We start from the raw sequence: 18,093 nt of genomic DNA, 5'->3' as shown, positions 1-18,093 counted from the left end.
AAGCTCGTCCTCACCTCCGTGACAGCCTAGCTCCCGCCGGTGGGGTCGCTTCTCCGGTTCGAGACGGGGACCCGCTCCTCCTCGACCTGCGTCACGACGGCCTCCGCAACCGTCGCCCGGATCGCGTCCCTGAACCGGTCGCGGCCGAACCGCCGGTCGATCTCCGCCGCGCTGGTTCGAAGCTCCCGCTGGAGGTCCGGATCCGAGAGCACCCGGTCGATCTTCCCGACGGCGTCCTCGACGGAGTCGTAGAGCAGCCGTTCGTCGTCGCGGACGATGGCGTGCTGGCCGCCGTCGTTCGGGACGAACGGGAGCGCGCCGCCCGCCGCGAGTTCCGCGACGACCATCCCGAAGTGCTCGTAGCGCTTCCCGTGGAGGCCGTACCGGTGGGTGCAGACGAGGTCGATCAGGTCACCGCGCGGGAGTTCGCCCTCGAGGGTCACGTACCCCCGACTCGCGGCCATCTCGGCCACCTCGCGGTAGTACTCCTCGTCGACGGTCGGGCCGACGACGTGGAAGTCCACGTCGTGGCCCCCGTCGCGAACCCCGTCCACGATCCGGATCAGTTCGGCGATGCGTTTGCTCCGCTCGATGCGGCCGATCGTCGTGAATCCCCGCTCCCGCTCCTCCCACGGCACGGGCTCGAAGTCGGACGTGTCGACGGGCGGGTGGAGCACCTCCGGGTGGGTGCCGTACGCCTCCTCGACCGCGTCGGCGGTCCACTCCGAGTTGGCGAACAGCGTGTTCGACGCGACGTCCTCTCGGGTGACGCCGGCGACGTGGGTGCAGAGTCGCTCGTAGAGACAGTCGTCCTCGACGGTCGGGTGGAAGATCGCCTTGCGGTTCTCGAGGCTCACCGTCCAGTCGAACGGGAAGTGGATGTACTGAACCGAGTCCGTTCCCAGCCCGAGCTCGTTGATCGTGCTCACGAGCAGGTCGAACTCGTCGGCGTGTCGGCGCGCGTATCGTCCGAGGAGGGCGTTCTGGAGGATGTAGTACTTCAGCCCGCAGGTCGCGTTGATCGTCGGCGCGAGCCGTCCCGCCCGACGGACCGCGATCGACTCCACGTCCGTGTTGAAGTAGTCGTTCAGCGTCGAGAAGTCGGGGTCGGTGAGCGTGATGAGGGTGACGTCGTGGTCGTCCTGGAGCGCCTCGAGCACGTTCATGGCGACCGCCTCGCCGCCGCCCTTCGCCATCAGATCCATGTGGACGACGCCGATATCGCTCATGGCCGTCGGTTCGCCCGGTCGTTCACTAACCGGACCGCTTGTAGGGGCCGGGGGCTTTTCCGTCGACGACCCGCTCGTCCCCGACTTTTCGACGGATCTCCGTCGAATCAAGGAGGGTCGAGGGCAGGCGAGAGGGGTCGACGGCACAGCCCCGGCGGGACCGTTCGGCGGGTCGTCGACGTCCCCGCCCCGCCGCCTCACCGGCGAGGGGGCGCCGGGCGTGCCGGCGCCTCACCCTCGACGTGAGCGGCGTACACCGCCTCCAGTTCGTCGACCGTCCGCTCCCACCGAAACCGGTCCACCGTGTGCTCGCGGCACGCTCGCCCCGCGTTCCGCCGCCGTTCCGGCGGGAGGTCGGCCCACGCGTTCATCGCCCGCGCCAGGGACCCGGCGTCGGCGCCGTCGGCCAGCGTGGCCGCGGGACGGTCGTCCCCCTCGACGTAGGACCGCAGCACCTCGGGGGTCCCGCCGACCGGCGTCGCGACGACGGGCGTCCCGGACGCCAGCGCTTCCAGGGTCGCCAGCCCGAACCCCTCCAGCCGTCGGGTCGGCAGGACGAACACGTCCGCGCTGGCGTGGGCGGCCGGCAGGTCCGCGTCGGGGACGTAGCCGAGGAACGTCGTCCGGTCGGCGACGCCGAGCCGTCCGGCTCTCCTCCGAAGTTCGTCCCGCAACGGGCCGTCGCCCGCGACGTACAGCCTCGCGTCGGGGTGCCGTTCCGCGACGGACGCGAACGCCTCCAGCAGCGTCGCGTGTCCCATCCGCGGCGAGAGCCGCCGGACCGTGAGAAACGAGACGCCCTCGTCGTCGGAGACGGGCCGGAACGAGCCCGCGTCGGGGGCGTACCGGTCGACGTCGACGCCGCCGGGGACGACCGACGGGTCGATGCCGTCGCCGTGGACGGCCGCGAGTCGGTCGGCCATGTACTCGCTGAGCGTCACCACCCCGTCGCTCGCGGCGAGCACCCGCGACTCGACGCGGCGGCGGAGCAGGGCGTTGATGCGGCGCCGTGCCGTCCCGTGGTTCGCCTCGTGGCGCGCCCGGATGCGGTACTCGGTGGACCATGGGCTGTGGAAGGTGTAGACGCGGGGAAGGTCGGGCGCGGCGGCGCGGTGTGCGAGGAGCGACGTGAGCGGCCCCTGGAAGCTCAGGAGGTCCACGTCGGCGTCCCCGCGACCGGTCGCGCCGAGTTCCTCGAGAAACCCGGCGACGGTCCGGCGGGCGCGCGGAAGCTGTGCGGCTATCGACGGCGCCGACTCGCCGGCGACGTCGACGTCGTATCGGCGGACGTCGACGCCGTCTATCCGCTCCCGTTCGGGGACGTCACCCCGCCGCCGGGTGAGGACGGAGACGCGGTGGCCCCGGTCGACGAGGCGGCGGGCGGTCTCGTACACGTACCGGCCGGTCCCGCCGCTGCCGGGGTCCGGGTAGAGGTCGTGGGTCGCGGTGAGGAGGTGCATGTGCCGTGAGTGGCCCCGACCGAGTAGGTTCCCCTCGGCCGCCCAAAGGCTGGTGCATGCGAGCGCTTGCAACCGACTCCCGCCCGGGATGGCGGCGGATCGACCCGGCGGTCGGCCGGGGAGGGGACGTTTCCGACGCCGCCGACGGACGCATCCGGGACGGGGTGGCCCGCCGCACCGGCCGGTCGTCCGGCCGGCGGCGACGTCGGCGATGCCTCGCGAAGTGACCGGCCCTCGCAAGCGCCTTCATTAACGGACGAGCGGCCGTCGGTTCGTTCCCCCGTCGGTCGGCGTCCCCGCCGTCCCCACGACGGAAGCCGACCGGCCGCGGATTCACGAACCCGGTACGACCATGCATTACGTCGCAGTCGCACACGTCGATCTGATGGCGAAGGGCGGCGGCGAGGCGGTCGCCATGAACGTGCTCGAGGCGCTCCAGGACGACCACGACGTCACGCTCCTGACGCTGGTCGAACCGGACCTGGAGACCTTGAACGGCTACTTCCGGAGCGACGTGACCGGCGTCGAGGTTCGCACGGCCGACCGACGGCGACGGCTCCTCGACGCGGTCGAGGGGGCGACCGGACTCACGCTGTTCAACCTGCGAAACGCGCTGCTCAACCGGTTCGTCGCCGCGCACGCCGACGAGTTCGACGCCGTCGTCGCCACCGACAACGAACTGAGCGTCCCCGGTCCGCTCGTCCAGTACGTCCACACCCCGCGGTTCGCGCGGCTGGTCGTCTCGAAGCGGGTCGGGGAGGACGGCTTCCTCGACCACGCGTACGACCGCCTCTCGTACCTGCTCGGCGGCTACGACGCCGAGCGGATACGGGACAGTCGCCTGCTCACCAACTCGTCGTGGATGGCCGACGTCGTCCAGGACGCCTACGGGGTGCGCCCGTCGGTCGTCCACCCGCCGGTTGACACGCGGGGGTTCGACCCCCGGCCGTGGGACGAGCGGGAGGGGGGCTTCCTGACGGTCGGCCGCCTCGCGCCGTACAAGAACGTCGAGGACGGCGTCCGCATCGTCGACCGGGTCAGGGAGCGCGGCCACGACGTCCACCTCCACCTCGTCGGCCCCGCCTACGACCGCGACTACCGCGAGCGTCTCGCCGACATGGCGGCCGAGCGGCCGCACGTGAGCCTCGAGGGGGAAGTGTCCCGCGAGCGCCTCGTCGACCTCGTCTGCACCCACCGGTACGGCCTCCACGGGAAGCGCTACGAGCACTTCGGGATGGTCGTCGCCGAGTTCGTTGCGGGCGGTGCGCTCCCGTTCGTCCCGAACGACGGCGGCCAGCGCGACGTCGTGGACGGACGGGACGAACTCACCTACGACACCGTCGACGAGGCCGTCGAGCGGATCGACTGCGTACTCTCGGACCCGAGCCTCCAACGGGAACTCCTGACGGACCCCGGGCGCGTCGAGCGCCGGTTCGGGCGCGACCGGTTCCACCGCGAGGTGCGCCGCGCCGTCGCGGCCGGATCGACAGGTGACCTGTCGTTCCGCCGGGGGACCCCCTGAACGACCCGTCGTTTGCGCGGGGAACCGTTTTTGAAACGTGTGCCCACCGGCGACACGCATGACCCTCCGGACCGCGGTCGTCGGCGCGGGCGTCGTGGCTTCGAACAACCACTTCCCGGCGCTGTCACGCAACCCGCGGACCGAACTGCGTGCCGTCTGCGACGTCGACGCCGACCGCGCCGAGGAGGCCGCCGCCGAGTTTGGCGCGCGCTCCTACGCCGACGTGGGGACGATGCTGTCGGAGGAGTCGCTCGACTGGGTGCACGTTGCCACGCCGGTCGGGACGCACCTCGAATTGGGTCGGCGGGTCCTTGAGGCCGGCGTCCCGCTGCTCGTACAGAAGCCGGCGACGACCACGCGGGATGAACTGGAGGAGTTGACCGATCTCGCCGACGATCGGGACGTGCCGGTCTCGGTCGTCCACAACTGGCTCTACTACCCCGTGGTGCGGGAGGTGCGACGCCGAATCGCGGACGGGGACGTCGGGCCGGTCCGGGCTGTCCAGACGACCGTGGCCGGGGAGGGCCCGCCCGACGAGACGTATCGCGGCGACTGGGTGTTCGACCTCCCCGGCGGCTCGCTGGAGGAGGGGATGCCCCATCCGCTGTACCTCACGCTCGCGCTCGGGGGGTACCCGCGGGACGAGTCGAGCGTCGACGTCCGCACGCGCCTGGTCGGCGAGTACGACCGTGACGTCGCCTACGACGGGGTTCAGCTCCAGTACGTCGGCGAGGGCGGGACGCTCTGTTCGGTCACCCAGCTCAGCGACTCCTCGCGGGGGACGGCCGTCCGCGTCCTCGGCGCCGACGGCTCGCTGACGGTCGACTTCCCCTCGATGACCGTCGACGAGCGCGACGCCGAGGCGGGTCCGTACCACTTCCCAGAGGAGCGGTTCCGCCGCAACCTCGCGGTCTCCCGCAACGCGGTCGAGGGGCTCGCCCGGAACCTCCGGAAGTACGGGAAGGAGTACGTCGAGGACGAGTTCGACGTCCACCTCCGCGGGAGCCCCGACGGCCACTACTACCTCCTCGACCGGGCGTCGAGGGCGCTCGAGGCGGGCCGTCGGCCGCCCTGCGACCCCGAGGAGAGCTACTGGACGCTGACACTCGTGGAGCGGGTGCGGGAGGCGGCCCGCGAGTCACGATCGGACTGAGGACGGGACGAACCGGCGTATCGGCCGCGACCGATGCCGCCCTCAGAGGCCGAGGTTCGATTCCAGCTACGCGGCGACCGCCCCCACGGAGTACCGCTTCCGAACGGTCTCGCGGGCGTTGCGCGCCATCGCGCGCCTGCGTTCCCGGTCCTCAAGGACGCCGACCGTTGCGTCGGCCAGCGCGTCCGCACCGTCGGCGACGAGCAGGTCCTCGCCGGGCGTCGCCTCGATCCCCTCGACCCCGGCGGGCGTCGTGACGACGGGCACCTCCCAGGCCATCGACTCCAGCACCTTGATCCGGACGCCGCCGCGGACCCGTATCGGCGCGACGATGGCGCTCGCCGTCCGGACCAGCGCACCGAGGTCATCCACCTCGCCGACGAACTCGACGCTCGGCCGCTCGCCGAGCGCCCGCACGGCGGGCGGTGCGTCGCGACCGGCGACCAGGAGCTCGGCGTCCGGGTGCGCCCGCCGGACCGCCGGGAACGCCTCCTCGCAGATGTGCGTGATCGCGTCCGCGTTCGGGAACCAGTCGTAGGAGCCGAAGAACAGCAGTCGGCCGGGAACCTCGTCGTCGGCCGCGGCGGGGTCGTAGCGGTCGGGGTCGAGGGCCACCCGCTGGGTCGTGACCAGGCCGTGGACGCTGGACCCGAGTTCGCGGCGGTCCGTCTCTCCGAGCACGAGCGTCCGGTCAGACGCCTCGTAGACGGCCCGTTCAGCTCCCCGGAGGCGGGGGATTTCGAACGTCAGGGCGACGTGCGTCCGGAGGCCCTCGGCGTACTCGCGGCGCCGCTCGTGGGCGAGATACTCGACGACGTGGGCGTTCGTTACCCGCCGAGCGCCGGCCGACTCGATGGCCGACGCCACCGCGTCGTCGCGGAAGACCTGCCCCATGTAGGGGTGCTGTGCGAGCACCGCGTCCGGGTTCAGGTCGCGCACGCGGTCGGCCGCCGCCGCCCTGAACGCCGCCGAATCGAACGTCGCCATCACGTGCGAGCGCCCGCGGAAGTGCTGGGTCGCCTTCCACAGCGGCGCCGGGAGCCCTCGGTCGGGCCGGGGGACGCGTCGGACGGACGCACACTCCTCGCGGAGCGCCGCGGCGTCGCCGTCGTCCCCCTCCCGGCTGTACGCGAGCACGTGCACCTCGTGGCCGCGCTCGGCCAGCGCGCGGACGAACCCGAAGGTGACGATACGATCGCCGGCGTTCGGCGGGTGCGGGAGTTCCCGGGCGAATAGCAGGACCCGACTCATGCGGAAGCGCAGTCGGCGTACAGCGCCTCCACCGCGGCCGCGTGCTCGTCGAGTCGCGTCGGCGGCTCGACGCCGGCCCGAAGCCGTTCGACGGCGGTCGCGTCGTCGACCAGCCCTGAGAGGGCGCCCGCGAGCGCGGCCGCGTCGCCGACCGGGAACGTCAGCCCGTCGACGCCGTCGGTCACGAGTTCGGCCATCCCGCCCACGTCGGCGGTGACGACGGGGAGGCCCGCCGCGCGGGCCTCCTGGATGACGAGCGGGCTGTTCTCGTACCAGATCGACGGGAGGACGAGGACGTCCATCGCGCGGTAGGGCGCCGCGGGATCGTCGTAGAACCCCCTGAACCGGACCCGCTCGCCGGCCGCCTCGGCCAGGTCGGCGTGGTACGGGTCCTCCCCGGACGCGAATCGACCGAACACGTCCAGCGTCGCGTCGCCGTCCAGTTCGTCGAACGCCTCGACGAGCAGGTGGACGCCCTTCTCCGGGGTGATCCGCCCCGCGTATCCGAACCGAACGGGCGCCCCCTCGAAGCCCGTATCCACGAACCGATCGACGCGGATCCCGTTGCGCAACTGGACGACGTCCCCGGGCGGCGTTCCGTGAGCGACGAACCGATCCCGGAGGAACGACGACGGCGACACCAGCACGTCGGTCGCCCCCAGCGCCGTCCGGAGCAGCGCCGTCCGTGCCGTGACGACGGTCGCGTACTGCTCGCGTCTCGTCGCGCCCGTTTCCCCCGTCCTACCACCGTCGGCGTCCGCCCCGAGTCGCGGCTCCCCCGCGCTCCCCGCCCCGCCGTCCGCGATGGCGGACTCGTCGCTCTCGGCGGCGAGGTAGCAGTCGGTGCACTTCTCCACGGATTCGGGACCCGAGCAGCGGCTCCCGTCCGGGCGGTGGAGCTGTTCCCGGTGGCAGATGGTCCAGAAGTCGTGCAGCGTCGCGACGCAGGCGACGCCCCGCTCGGCACAGAGCGCGGGGATCGCCGCGGAGAGGCCCTTGAAGTGCTGGAGGTGGACGACGTCCGGGTCGAACGACGCGAGCAGGTCGTCGAACCGGCCGTCGACCGCGGGGTTCACGGGGCCGGTCGGCAGGCCGCGGTCGGCCTGGACGTCGGGCGGGTCGGGGGTCGGCAGGTCGAACGTCGTCACGTCGAGGTCGGCGCCCCCGCCCGGGGCGGCGACGGCGACGTCGTGCCCGCGCGCCGCGAGCGCCTCCGAGAGGCCGACCGTGTACAGTTCGACCCCACCGTACGTGTCCGGCGGGAGGGCGTGGGCCGCTTGCAGGACGCGCATCAGTCGGTCGGCGTCGTCGCCTCCTCGGGTTGCAGGGTCGCGTGCCGGTCCACGTACTCGTGGAGCACGTCGAACTGCCGGGAGAGGTCGTGTTCGTCGACGCCGACGGGCGCCTTGAAGAAGGACGCCAGGTGGGGCTGGAGCCCCGACTCGTCGCGGTCGGCCGCGTGGGTAAGGAGCCTGACGAGGTCCAGCACCAGCGGCGCAGCCAGCGCGGAGTCGGACCCCTGCCAGGTGAACTGCATCGTCATCCCCGTGTCGAGGAAGCCCTCGAAGTGGACGTAGTCCCACGCGGTCTTCCAGTCGTTGAGCGAGGGCGTGTGGTCGATGCGGACCCTGTTGTGCTCGATGTCCGGGAGGATGCTCTCGAGCAGGTCGCCCTTGCTCCGGATCTTCCCCCCCTTGTTCCGGTCGTCCTCGAGCACCTCCCCGTCCGTGTTCCCGAGGATGTTGTGCCCCTCCCAGGACCGCACGTGCAGGTTGCGGGCCGCGAACATCGGCCCCAGTGCGGTCTTCAGGAGCGACTCGCCGGTCTTCCCGTCGTTGCCCATGTGGGGGAGCCCCTCCTCTTCGGCCAGTTCGCGCAGGCCGCCGACGGCGCTCCCCACGGCCGGCGTGAAGTTCGCGAACGGGCACCCCTCCGAGAGGGCCGCGTACGCGTAGAGGACGCTGGCGGGCAGTTCGCGGTCGTCGTCCTCGATGGCCCCCTCGAGCGCCGCCCGCGAGCCGTACCGGTCCCCGTCGGCGAGCGTCGGCTCGGTGGAGGCGACGTTCACGACGACCACGCGGTCGAGGTCCCGGTCGCGACGGAACGTCCGGAGGTCATCGCGTAGCCACTCGACCACTTCCTCGACCGTGCGGCCGACCTCCAGCGGGTCGCCGTCGGCCAGGTCGGTCGCGGCGCCGCAGTTGAGCGCCGTGCCCGGTCGAACGTGCTCGTCCACGCCCTCGAGGTCGACCTCGACGGAGGCCAGCGTCTCGCGGTCCGGGACGCGGTTGCGCTCCGCCAGTTCGCGGGCGCTTGAGACGACGTTCCCGTCCCTGATGTCGTGTCCGCCGAACGCCAAGGACCCCATCTCGGGGAGGTCCAGCCGCGTACACGGCTCCCGTTCAGTGACGAGTCCGGTCGTCGAGACGGCGCCGCGGGCGACGGCCCGGGCGCCGACCATTGCCGTCGTCGCGATGTTGCCGCGCGCGCCGACGAACCAGACGCCGGTTCCGCTCATCCGGCACCCCGTCGGGGCGCGCAACGCGGTCGAGGGACGGTGCGGCCGTCGGCGTGAGCTACGTGAGTCATGGTCCTTCGAATCCCGTCGAGGTGTTCGGCCCGCAGCGGGCCGGGGCGGAACCCGTTCTCCGATACACGCGTCACCGTTTCCCCGCCGACGGTGATTACGCTCGGCCTGCAAAGGCAGGTCTACGACGGTTTCCCCCGATTTCGGAGCTCTCGTGGGCGGTGCGCCGCCGTTCGAGGTCAGGTCACCGACGCCAGCACGTCGAGGTAGGACTCGACCTGACGGTCGACCGTGAACCGGCGGCGCACCTTCCGCCGTCCGGCGGCCCCGTACCGGGCGGCCCGCCGGCGGTCCGCGAGCAGCGACGCGAGCCCGTCCGCGAGCGCGTCCACGTCCCGGGGGTCGACGACGACCCCGTCGACGCCGTCGGCCACGAGCTCGTCCGCGCCGCCGAACCGCGTCGTGACCACGGGCGTCCCGGCGGCGAACGCCTCGAGGTTGACCGTCGGAAACGGATCCAGGTGAACCGAGGGCGTCGCGACGACCGTCGCCGCGCCGATGGCAGCCTGGAGGCGCTCACGCGGCATCCAGCCGGTCGACACGATCCGGTCCCCGTGGGAAGCCGCGATCTCACGCATCCGGTCCACGTACGCCGACTCCCCCGTCACGAGTAGCCGGGGGTCCCCGTCCAGCGCATCGCGGACGTGAGCGAACGCTGCGGCGAGCTGTCGAGCGCCCTTCGTGGGTCCGGTCCGCCCGCCGAACAGGACGTACGGATCGCTCCCGAGTCCGTGCCTGTCGCGAAGCGCCGCCCCCGACTCGGAGTCCGCTTCCGCGTCCGTCGTCGGTCCGTCCTCCGTTTCCGCCCCCGCGGCCGAGTCGTCGGGGCCCCCGCTCACGGCCACTGCGCTTCCGTTGTCGACAGCGCCGCCGTCGGCCGCCGACCCTCCAGGCACCTCGACGCCGTTGTGGATGGTGATTCGACAGGGCATTCCGTTCGCCCGGAGTGCCTCGCCCAGCGCGTCGCTCACCGCGACGCCGACGTCCACGCACCGCTCGAGCGTCCGGCGGTTGAGTTGGTTGCGAAGCGGGAAGTACCGGACCCCCTGATCGCGGGCCTGCCGCAGGGGGGATGCCCGGTACGCCGCCGCCAGGGGCGACCCGCCGACGGGCGCCCCCTCGACGGGCGCCGTGAACTCGCCGTACGCGAACGTCCCCGCGTCGTGGTACGTCTTCACCACCGGGGCATGAACGGCCGCGGCCCGCAGGCTCGCGTTCGAGAGCCAGTGGACGTTGTGTGCGTGGACGACGTCGGGGTCGGCGCGGTCGAGCGCCCGCCCGCACGCGGACGAGACGAGCGGGTTGTTGACCGTCAGGTACGGCAACAGCGCGTTCGGACGGGGCGTGTAGAGCCGACGAACGGTGACGCCGCCGCGGACGTCGTGGCCGACGTCCCCTCTGTCGGTGACCGTCGTGATCACGTCGACCTCGTGGCCGCGTTCCGCGTACCCCTCGGCGACCTGCGCGGCGATCTTCTGGGCGCCGCCGCGGTCCCGGGGCGGGTAGCCGTCCGAGAGGAGACAGATACGCATCAGCGGTAGCCGAGGTCCGCGAGTCGACGCCCGACGCCCTCGGGGACCTCGCGCCTGCCGCCGGCGCCCGGGCGGTCGCGGTCGGTCGCGGCGGACAGCGCGGCCTCCAGCGACTCGCGGACGTCGTCCGGCACCGCCTCGGGGTCGACCTCGTGCGTCTCGTCGGCTTCCCAGTCGATCCGCGCTGCCCGGCGGTGGTCGCCCACGACGTCGAGCTTCCACTCCCCCTCGACGGCGGCAACCCGCCGCCGGAAGCACTCGTCGGTCCGGTAACCGGCGGGAGGGTGGGACGCGACGACCCCGTCGTACTCGGCGAGCGCCGTCGACCGGCGCTCGTCGTCCCCTACGAGGAGCGACCGCGAGGGGTAGCCCTCGAGGCCGGCCAGTTCCCGGACGGTCGGGGCCAGATAGTGGGGCTGGACGAGTTCGTCGCTCTCCGTGGCGGCGAATCGACCGGGAAGGCGGACCACGAGGGGGACCCGCAAAACGGGGAGGCGGACGGACTGCTGGTGGTCGAGCATCGTCCGGCCGCCCACGCGTTCCCCAAGGTGCTCGCCGTGGTCGGCGGTGAACGCGACGAGCGTGTCATCCCCGAGGCCATGCCCCGCGAGGCTCTCGAGCATCCGCCCGACGGCGCGGTCGGCGTACTCGACGGCGTCGGCGTAGCGCGCCCGCAGGAACCCTCGCTCGTCGGCCGACAGCGTCCGCTCGCCGACGCGGACGGCCCAGAGGTCGTCCACCAGTTCGTCCACGTACCGCCGCTCTTCCTCCCGGGAGTCACGTCCCGGCGGGCGAACGTCCGACTCGAACTCCGTCGGCACGTACCACGGGAGGTGCGGGTCCATGAGATGGACGTACGCGAAGAACGGGGCGTCCCCGTCGGCCAGTTCGCCGAGGAGTTCGTCCACTGTCCGGGCGGCCGTCTCGCTGGCCCGCACGTCGTCGAGCCACGCGTCGCCGGTCGCCTCCGAGAGCTTGTACGCGGCGGCGTTTCCGAGGCTGCGGAGGGGGGAATCAGAGGCCAGCGCGCGGCGGACGACGGTCGCGTACCACTCCGGACCTCGGGCGACCCCCTCGGAGAGGTCGCGCACGTCGGCGCCGCCGTCGAACCGGCGGTGCGTGGGCCCGGTGAACTCCTCGACCCCGTCGAAGCCGCGCCCCTGCGGGAGCCAGTCGCCGATCCAGGTCGTCGGCGAGACGTGAATGCACCGGTAGCCCGCGGCCGAGAGGTCGTCGACCAGCGTCGGCGCGTCGGTCGCGAACCCGCGCGAGGTGGCGCCGTGTTCGTGCGGGTACCGGCCGGTCAGGAGGCTCGTCACGCTCGGGAGCGTCCACGGGGCGGGGCTGATCGCTCTGCGATAGACTGTCCCCTCCGCCGCGAGCGAGGCCACCGCGGGCGTCTCCGCACGCTCGCCGTACGGCGCGACGTGGTCGGCGCGACAGGCGTCGACGACGATCAGCAGGACGTTCGGTCGCTCCGCCATGCGCCACCCTGGCACCGCTGCCGTCACCTCCCTGTTGCCTGCAACTGCCGGCGGAGGCGCAAGCCGGCCGCGTGGAGCAGGCGCTCCGCGCCGTAGACCCGTTCCATCGCGGAATCGAACGCCGTCGGCGACCCCGTGAGCGAGAGCACGAGCGCGACGGCAACCTTCGGGCGGCGGACGTCGAGCGCGAGCGACCGGGCCGCGTACGGGCGCCCCTCGGCGAACCGCCCGGCCTCGAAGTAGGTGACGCCCACGTCGGCGAGGAGTCGGACCCTGGCGCTTCGGGCGAGGTCGTACCGCCGATCGAGCGCGTGGAAGGCCGCGGCGAGCCGGTCGGGGTCCGCCGAGACGTTGTCCCCGTTCGTCCCTTTCTCCACCAGCGGGTCGTCAACGAAGGTGAACCCGTACTCCCGCGAGAGCCGCAGGCACAGCTCCCAGTCCTCGAAGCAGCCGAGCGACTCGTCGAACCCGCCGACGTCGGCGAGCGCGTCCCGCGACGCGAGGAGCGTCGACGTGTACGTCGGAACCTCCAGCCGCCTGACCGCCCCGTGGACGTCGCCCTCCGCGCCGCCGCGGGTCCGCGGCTCGCCCGCCGACTTCTCGAGGCCGGTCAGCGAGACGGGCGCGTCCGCCCGCTCCATCGCCGCGAACTGCCGCTCGAGCTTTCGCGGGCGCCAGCGGTCGTCGGCGTCGACGAACGCCACGAACTCGCCGTCGGTCGCCCGGACGCCCGCGTTGCGGGCGGCGCTCGGCCCCGCCGGCGACTCGCGCCGCAGGACCCGCAGGCGCTCGTCGTCGACCGCCTCGAGCACCTCGTCGGTGTCGTCCGTCGACCCGCCGTCGACCACGACGAGTTCGACCGGCCGGTGCGTCTGGGCGAGGACGCTCTCGATCGCCCCGGGGAGCGTCGCCGCGCGGTCGTACGTCGGGAGCACCACGCTGACGGTGGGCTCGTCGGCTCCGCCGGCACCGCCGGTCATGGGCGACGGCGGGCCGATTCGCGCACCGGGCCGGGTCACTCTCCCTCGTTCCCTTCCCCGCGGGAGGCGAGCTTCGAGAAGCGGCTCCCCTCCCCCTCGGTCGTCTCGTCCTGGGAGACCATCGCGAGGTCGTTCTCCTCGAACGCCTCGAAGAACTCGTCCCAGGAGACCGGTTCGAGGTCGTCGTCCCCGTCCCCGAAGTCGACGCGCAGGAGGCCGTCGCCGTCGTCGTCGGTCCCCTCGACGCGGGCCGGGCGGCCGTCGCGCTCCTCGACCCAGTCGCGGATCTCGTCGTGATCGGTCGTCCGCTCGCTCTCGGCGGGTTCTTCGCCGGGCATCGTGGCGCGGTTCGCCCGCCTCCCGTTTCACCATCCGGCCGGCCGTCGCAAGCGCGTCCGTGGGGAGCGCTCTCGTCGCAGCCGTCCTCGCCGTTCTCGGGCGCGAGCAGCTCGTGGCGTACACGGGAGTCGGGGGTGCGGCCCACATGGCGGTCGTCCTGTTCGCCGCCATCTCGCTGTTCCTCCCGCTTCAGTTCCTGCTCGCCGGGAGGGGAAAGTTCGGAGTCACGAACTGGATCGACCTCGGCCGCGAGGTCGCCAAGACCGGCCTCCAGTTCGGCCTCGTCACGCTCGGGTTCGGGGTGGCGGGGATGACCGTCGGCTACGTCGTCGCCACGGCCCTCTGTCTCCCGGTCATCCTGTACTTCCTGGGGATCGGACCGTCCGTTCCCGTGCGGGATACTGCTACGTACGTCTGGGACTACGCGATAGTTCAACGTCCCGTCGAACGTCGTCGGGAAGGCGTACACCCGGTTCGACGTGTTCCTCCTGGGCGGGCTCGGCCTCACGACGGCCGTCGGCTACTACGAGGTCGCGCTCTCGCTCACCGGCCTCGCGACGCTCATCTCCGGCGTGGTGATGGACGGGCTCATCAGCCGGACCAGCAACCTCGCCAGCCGCGACCGCTCGGTCGCCGAGGCGGTCAGGGCGACCACCTCGTACACGAGCGTCATCGCGATCCCCACGTTCGTCCTCGTCGTCCTCCTCGGCGAGTCGCTCGTCGCGGCGGTCGTCGCGGAGACGCTCCGCTTCGGCTCCTCCATCGGACGCTCCGACGGAACGGCGCGGCCGTTCCCGTCCTTCCGGGGCCGCTCCGCGCCCAGTTGGGAAGCGCGGGGGCCATGGCGGTCGTCGTGGCCGGGCTCACGTCCCTCCTGCGGACCCCGACGACCCACCAGGTGGTCCTCGCCGGCACGCTCGGGGTCGCAACGCATCTGGCGCTGTTCCTGGCCCGGGACCCGACCGCTCGCCGGTCCATCGTCGACGCCGGCCTCGCCGTCCGCAGCGCCGTGGCTACCGGAACGATCGGCGGCCGAACGACCCGGTGGGCGGCCGGCAACGGCGCGGCCGGGGCCGCGAGCCCGACCGATCACCGCCGCCGGAAGGTCGGCGTCCCAGGGTTCCCCTCGTCCTCGAACCCGAGCGCCCGCAGCGTGTACACGAGGTCGACGAACGCGTACGACTCCCGCTCCGGGAGCGGCCGGCCGTCGCCCGTGTACGCGGCGGTCCGATCGAGCACGTCGTCGAGGGGGAACCGGTCCCCGCAGTCCCGGGCCGCCCGCGCGACGACCGCCGGGCGCTTCCCCCGGCCGTACCGTTCGGTCTTCCCCTCGACGCGTCGCCGCAGGTCCCGGTGGGTCCGCCGGCCGCAGGCGTCGGCGCCCCGGACTCGACGGGCGTGGTCGACGAGCCGGCGGTTCGCCTCGACCGCGGCAGACCAGCCCTCGACGGCCCGGGCCGCGAGGTCCGGGAGTTCGTCGAGCGACCCCGCGAACGGGTGGTCGTCGGGCACGCACTCGGCGACCCAGGGGGCGTCCCGGACGACGAGCACCTGTCCCGAGGCGGCCTGCTCGAACGGGGTCCGGGCCATCGTCTCGTACTCGCTCGCGCAGACGGCGACGTCCCCCCTGTCGAGGGCCCGCTCGTAGGTTCCCCTGGAGGCCTCCCCGTGGGCCTCGACCCAGTCGCGTTCCCGATAGCGGTCGGGGATGGGGTCCATGCTGGTCAGGAGCGTCCGGACGCCGAACCGCTCGCGGAGCGTCTCCGCGACGGCGAACAGCCGGTCGGCGTTCTTCTTCGCCCAGAACGACCCGGCGAGGTGGAACCACCGCGGCTCGTCGGCGTAGCGCTCGTCGAACCGGTCGAACCTGATCGGACTGCCGGCGACGACGGCGTCCCCCGCCGCCGACTCGACCACGTCGTCCGCGAGGAACGTCGCGCGCTCGCGGAACCCGTCCGCGTCGACGCCCGCGGTGAACCAGACGCCGTCGGCGAACGCCGCGGCGGCCGCCTCCATCCGGAACTGGAAGCCGTTGCGGTACGAGCAGTAGCGGTGTTTGAACGGGAGCTGGAGGTCGTGGACGTTCGCCACGACGTCGAACGGGCGGACCGCGGCGGCCCACTGGTCCGAGTGGTCGAGGAGCCACTTGTACAGCGTCGTCCGGCCGGTCCGGAGCTGGTCGACGACCACGTCGACGTAGGCGTCGACGTCGAAGACGCGCCGCCGGATCGCCCGGAGCTGGGCGGCCGAGTAGCCGGTCTCGGTGCACGGCTCCCGACGGTCGAGGTCCGAGAGGGGCGGCTCGGCCTCGACGAGCGTCACGCGCCCGCGGTCCCCGAGGAGATCCGCCGGCTCGTACCCCGCCGACTCGCGCGGCGGGGCGAGCACGTAGACGTGCATCCTCGGGTCGCGGTCGAGCCACTCGCGGATCCAGGCGACCGCGTCGCTCACCGTCCCGTTGGCGCTCGCGTCGTCCGGCCGGTAGAACTCCGGGACGACCAGCACGCGCATCGTCGATCAGTCACCCTCCTCGTTCCAGGACGCCTCGGGTCCGGCCACCCGACCCGTCGGCGGGTCGGTGCCGTCGGAACGCCCCGCGGGCGCCACGCCGGTCGGTCCCCGGCCTCCGCCGGCCGCCGGCCCCTCGCGGTGGCCCGTCGTACGGTCGGTCATTCGTTCCCCCTTCCGACGGTCCGGACGGCGTTAGTTACGAGAGCCCTACCCACGAGCGGGGCCGTACGGTCGGCTTACCGGGCCTCGGATGCGGACTCGGACTCGACCGGACTCCGCCTCGACGGTCGCGCGCGGCGACGTGGAACCGCCGCGCGCCGACCGGGCCGCCTCCCGGGTCGCTCCCCGTCGGCGGTTCGCCTCCATCGTCCCACGCCGTCTAGCATAAAAACAGTGTCATAGGCGTATGTTAAACACGAACGACTGGTAACGACACTCGTTACAGGATACTTCCCGGGTAATCCGGATCGGTTCGTTCTTGCGGAATGGTAGAGTACATGTTCTAACAGTAGGCTTAAGAACGAGATCGGGTAAGGCTGCGCTACTCGATGGCAGCCGCTACGGCGAACCTGAGCATCAGGCGCGAATCGTTGATCTCCGCGGCCTCGAACGTCGTCCTCGTCGCCGTCCACCTGGCGACCCTCGCGCTCCTCACCCGGGCGCTGGGCTCGACGGGGCTGGGCGCGTACTTCTACGCGATCTCGGCGTCGTTCATCGCGATCATCCCCTCCCGGGAGCTCAGCGAGATCATGCGCAAGCGGGCGAGCGAGGTCGACTCCTCGAGCGCGGAGTTCTTCGGCCTCGCGCAGGCCGGGACGGCGCTGTACCTCATCGCGTTCGCGGGCGCGTTGCTCCTCGCCGCGCCGACCCTCGTGGCCCGGACGCCGCTCACGGGGCCGACCGTGCTCGCGTTCGGCGTCTACACGGCCGTGCTCACCCAGTCGGCGATGTCGACCCGACTCTACGACGCCGCCGGCAGCCCCGGCGCGTCGATGGTGGCCCAGTCGCTCCGCGAGACGGCGTTCCTCGGGGGCGTGCTCGCCCTCGTCTGGTTCGGGGCGGCCTCCCCCCGGTCGGTGCTCCTGCTGGGCGCCGGCATCCATCTCTCCGCGGCGCTTTGCATCTACGTGCTCGTCGGGCTCGTCCCGCGGCTCCCGTCCCGCGAGTCGCTGGCCAGCGGGGCCGAGTTCGGCAAGTGGAGCTTCCCGACCGGCATCGCGAGCCACCTCTGGGAGCAGGCGCCCACGCTGCTGATGGGGGTCGTCCTCGGCGGGTCTGCGGTCGCCACCTACGAGACGGCAAAGCGCGTCGCGATGGTCGGCTCGTACCTCGCGACCTGCATCAACGACCCGCTGCTTGTGAAGATCAGCGCGATGGACACGGCCGACGAGGACGTACTCGACTACGTCAGGCTGGCGATCGACTACACCCCGAGCGTCGCCATCCCGGCGGTGTTCCTGATGGCGCCGGTCGCGTCGGAACTCCTGCTCGTGGCGGCCGGCCCCGAGTACGCGACGGCGGGGCTGGTGCTGCTCGGCGTGGCCTCGATCCACGTGCTCTCGGGAGTGAAGACGCCGATCGCGGCGGCGATCCACGGCGTCGACCGGCCGCGGTACGTGTTCTACCTGACCGCCGCGACGCTCGTCGCCGGGGTGCCCGCGGTCGTCCTCGGCGCGGCGGCCGGCGGCGTCGAGGGGGTCGTCCTCGCGCTGGTCGCGCTCGAACTGGCGGGCGTCGTCGGCTCGGAGGTCGCCGCCCGGTACGCGTTCGGCCGGGTCGTCCTCCCCGAGACGTTCCACCTCCAGTTCGGGGCGGCGGCGGCCGCCGGCGCGCTCGTCTGGGCCGCCAGCCACGCGCTCGACGTGACGCCCGTCTCGACGCTCGGCCCCGTGCTCGCGGTCGGTACGGCCGTCCACTTCGGCCTGTTCGCGCTCGCGAGCGAGCAGTTCCGCGCCGGGTCGGTGCGGACGCTCCGGGATCTCTCCGGATTCCTCGGCGCGCGGACGTCCGTCTGAGCCCCGCGGTTCGGGCGAGGCCCCGGGCGA

At 72.5% G+C, this 18,093-nt stretch carries 14 protein-coding genes and 1 pseudogene; 4 read left to right on the top strand and 11 right to left on the bottom strand.

All coding sequences use genetic code 11. The annotated features are described in order from the left end of the window. Positions 1–26: 26 nt before the first annotated feature. Complete coding sequence (locus HUG12_RS01160; protein WP_179267018.1) at positions 27–1,229, bottom strand: glycosyltransferase family 4 protein; 1,203 nt, start codon at positions 1,227–1,229, stop codon at positions 27–29. Positions 1,230–1,426: 197 nt separating this feature from the next. Continuing rightward, complete coding sequence (locus HUG12_RS01155) at positions 1,427–2,689, bottom strand: glycosyltransferase family 4 protein (RefSeq protein WP_179267017.1); 1,263 nt, start codon at positions 2,687–2,689, stop codon at positions 1,427–1,429. A gap of 352 nt (positions 2,690–3,041) precedes the next feature. On the opposite strand from HUG12_RS01155, the gene HUG12_RS01150 reads away from it, so the two are divergent. Both HUG12_RS01150 and HUG12_RS01145 read left to right on the top strand, forming a co-directional pair. Continuing rightward, a complete protein-coding gene (locus HUG12_RS01150; RefSeq protein WP_179267016.1) occupies positions 3,042–4,211 on the top strand; it encodes a glycosyltransferase family 4 protein in 1,170 nt (389 codons plus the stop codon). Between the two features lie 58 nt (positions 4,212–4,269). Then, positions 4,270–5,364 (top strand): Gfo/Idh/MocA family protein, encoded by a 1,095-nt coding sequence (locus HUG12_RS01145; RefSeq protein ID WP_179267015.1) that lies wholly within the window; start codon positions 4,270–4,272, stop codon positions 5,362–5,364. Positions 5,365–5,430: 66 nt separating this feature from the next. On the opposite strand, the gene HUG12_RS01140 is transcribed toward HUG12_RS01145, so the two are convergent. The 7 genes from HUG12_RS01140 to HUG12_RS01110 form a co-directional block, all read right to left on the bottom strand. Next, positions 5,431–6,615, bottom strand: a complete 1,185-nt coding sequence (locus HUG12_RS01140; protein ID WP_179267014.1) for a glycosyltransferase — start codon at positions 6,613–6,615, stop codon at positions 5,431–5,433. Continuing rightward, entirely contained in the window at positions 6,612–7,907 is a 1,296-nt protein-coding gene (locus tag HUG12_RS01135) for a glycosyltransferase family 4 protein (protein ID WP_179267013.1), read from the bottom strand. The genes HUG12_RS01140 and HUG12_RS01135 overlap by 4 nt, the downstream gene beginning before the upstream one ends. Next, entirely contained in the window at positions 7,907–9,133 is a 1,227-nt protein-coding gene (locus tag HUG12_RS01130) for an inositol-3-phosphate synthase (protein ID WP_179267012.1), read from the bottom strand. Before HUG12_RS01130 ends, HUG12_RS01135 begins: the two co-directional genes overlap by 1 nt. 248 nt (positions 9,134–9,381) lie before the next feature. Next, on the bottom strand, positions 9,382–10,734 hold the full coding sequence (locus HUG12_RS01125; RefSeq protein WP_179267011.1) for a glycosyltransferase family 4 protein: 1,353 nt from the start codon (positions 10,732–10,734) through the stop codon (positions 9,382–9,384). Beyond that, positions 10,734–12,218 carry a sulfatase gene (locus HUG12_RS01120; RefSeq protein ID WP_179267010.1) on the bottom strand — a complete coding sequence of 495 codons (1,485 nt, stop codon included), beginning with the start codon at positions 12,216–12,218 and terminating at the stop codon, positions 10,734–10,736. The genes HUG12_RS01125 and HUG12_RS01120 overlap by 1 nt, the downstream gene beginning before the upstream one ends. 23 nt (positions 12,219–12,241) lie before the next feature. After that, entirely contained in the window at positions 12,242–13,198 is a 957-nt protein-coding gene (locus tag HUG12_RS01115) for a glycosyltransferase family 2 protein (protein ID WP_179267009.1), read from the bottom strand. A 35-nt stretch (positions 13,199–13,233) separates the two neighbouring features. Then, positions 13,234–13,536, bottom strand: a complete 303-nt coding sequence (locus HUG12_RS01110; RefSeq protein WP_179267008.1) for a hypothetical protein — start codon at positions 13,534–13,536, stop codon at positions 13,234–13,236. 480 nt (positions 13,537–14,016) lie between these two features. Here HUG12_RS01110 and HUG12_RS22090 point away from each other — a divergent pair. Continuing rightward, a pseudogene (locus HUG12_RS22090) lies at positions 14,017–14,211 on the top strand (hypothetical protein); the annotation flags it as partial. Positions 14,212–14,626: 415 nt separating this feature from the next. Here HUG12_RS22090 and HUG12_RS01100 read toward each other — a convergent pair. After that, entirely contained in the window at positions 14,627–16,048 is a 1,422-nt protein-coding gene (locus HUG12_RS01100; RefSeq protein WP_179267007.1) for a glycosyltransferase family protein, read from the bottom strand. Between the two features lie 6 nt (positions 16,049–16,054). Next, complete coding sequence (locus HUG12_RS01095) at positions 16,055–16,210, bottom strand: hypothetical protein (protein WP_179267006.1); 156 nt, start codon at positions 16,208–16,210, stop codon at positions 16,055–16,057. A 386-nt stretch (positions 16,211–16,596) separates the two neighbouring features. On the opposite strand from HUG12_RS01095, the gene HUG12_RS01090 reads away from it, so the two are divergent. Beyond that, positions 16,597–18,063, top strand: coding sequence for a lipopolysaccharide biosynthesis protein (locus tag HUG12_RS01090; RefSeq protein WP_179267005.1), 1,467 nt, complete (start codon positions 16,597–16,599; stop codon positions 18,061–18,063). Positions 18,064–18,093 lie beyond the last annotated feature (30 nt).

The organism is Halorarum salinum (assembly GCF_013402875.1).
Lineage (GTDB): Archaea > Halobacteriota > Halobacteria > Halobacteriales > Haloferacaceae > Halorarum > Halorarum salinum.
Note: the sequence above shows the minus strand (reverse complement) of the source record. Positions and strands in the feature narration are given on the sequence as shown.

Coding starts and splice junctions, on each gene's coding strand:
- HUG12_RS01160 (WP_179267018.1), bottom strand. CDS start 1,229: ATGAGCGATATCGGCGTCGTCCACATGGATCTGATGGCGAAGGGCGGC.
- HUG12_RS01155 (WP_179267017.1), bottom strand. CDS start 2,689: ATGCACCTCCTCACCGCGACCCACGACCTCTACCCGGACCCCGGCAGC.
- HUG12_RS01150 (WP_179267016.1), top strand. CDS start 3,042: ATGCATTACGTCGCAGTCGCACACGTCGATCTGATGGCGAAGGGCGGC.
- HUG12_RS01145 (WP_179267015.1), top strand. CDS start 4,270: ATGACCCTCCGGACCGCGGTCGTCGGCGCGGGCGTCGTGGCTTCGAAC.
- HUG12_RS01140 (WP_179267014.1), bottom strand. CDS start 6,615: ATGAGTCGGGTCCTGCTATTCGCCCGGGAACTCCCGCACCCGCCGAAC.
- HUG12_RS01135 (WP_179267013.1), bottom strand. CDS start 7,907: ATGCGCGTCCTGCAAGCGGCCCACGCCCTCCCGCCGGACACGTACGGT.
- HUG12_RS01130 (WP_179267012.1), bottom strand. CDS start 9,133: ATGAGCGGAACCGGCGTCTGGTTCGTCGGCGCGCGCGGCAACATCGCG.
- HUG12_RS01125 (WP_179267011.1), bottom strand. CDS start 10,734: ATGCGTATCTGTCTCCTCTCGGACGGCTACCCGCCCCGGGACCGCGGC.
- HUG12_RS01120 (WP_179267010.1), bottom strand. CDS start 12,218: ATGGCGGAGCGACCGAACGTCCTGCTGATCGTCGTCGACGCCTGTCGC.
- HUG12_RS01115 (WP_179267009.1), bottom strand. CDS start 13,198: ATGACCGGCGGTGCCGGCGGAGCCGACGAGCCCACCGTCAGCGTGGTG.
- HUG12_RS01110 (WP_179267008.1), bottom strand. CDS start 13,536: ATGCCCGGCGAAGAACCCGCCGAGAGCGAGCGGACGACCGATCACGAC.
- HUG12_RS01100 (WP_179267007.1), bottom strand. CDS start 16,048: ATGCGCGTGCTGGTCGTCCCGGAGTTCTACCGGCCGGACGACGCGAGC.
- HUG12_RS01095 (WP_179267006.1), bottom strand. CDS start 16,210: ATGACCGACCGTACGACGGGCCACCGCGAGGGGCCGGCGGCCGGCGGA.
- HUG12_RS01090 (WP_179267005.1), top strand. CDS start 16,597: ATGGCAGCCGCTACGGCGAACCTGAGCATCAGGCGCGAATCGTTGATC.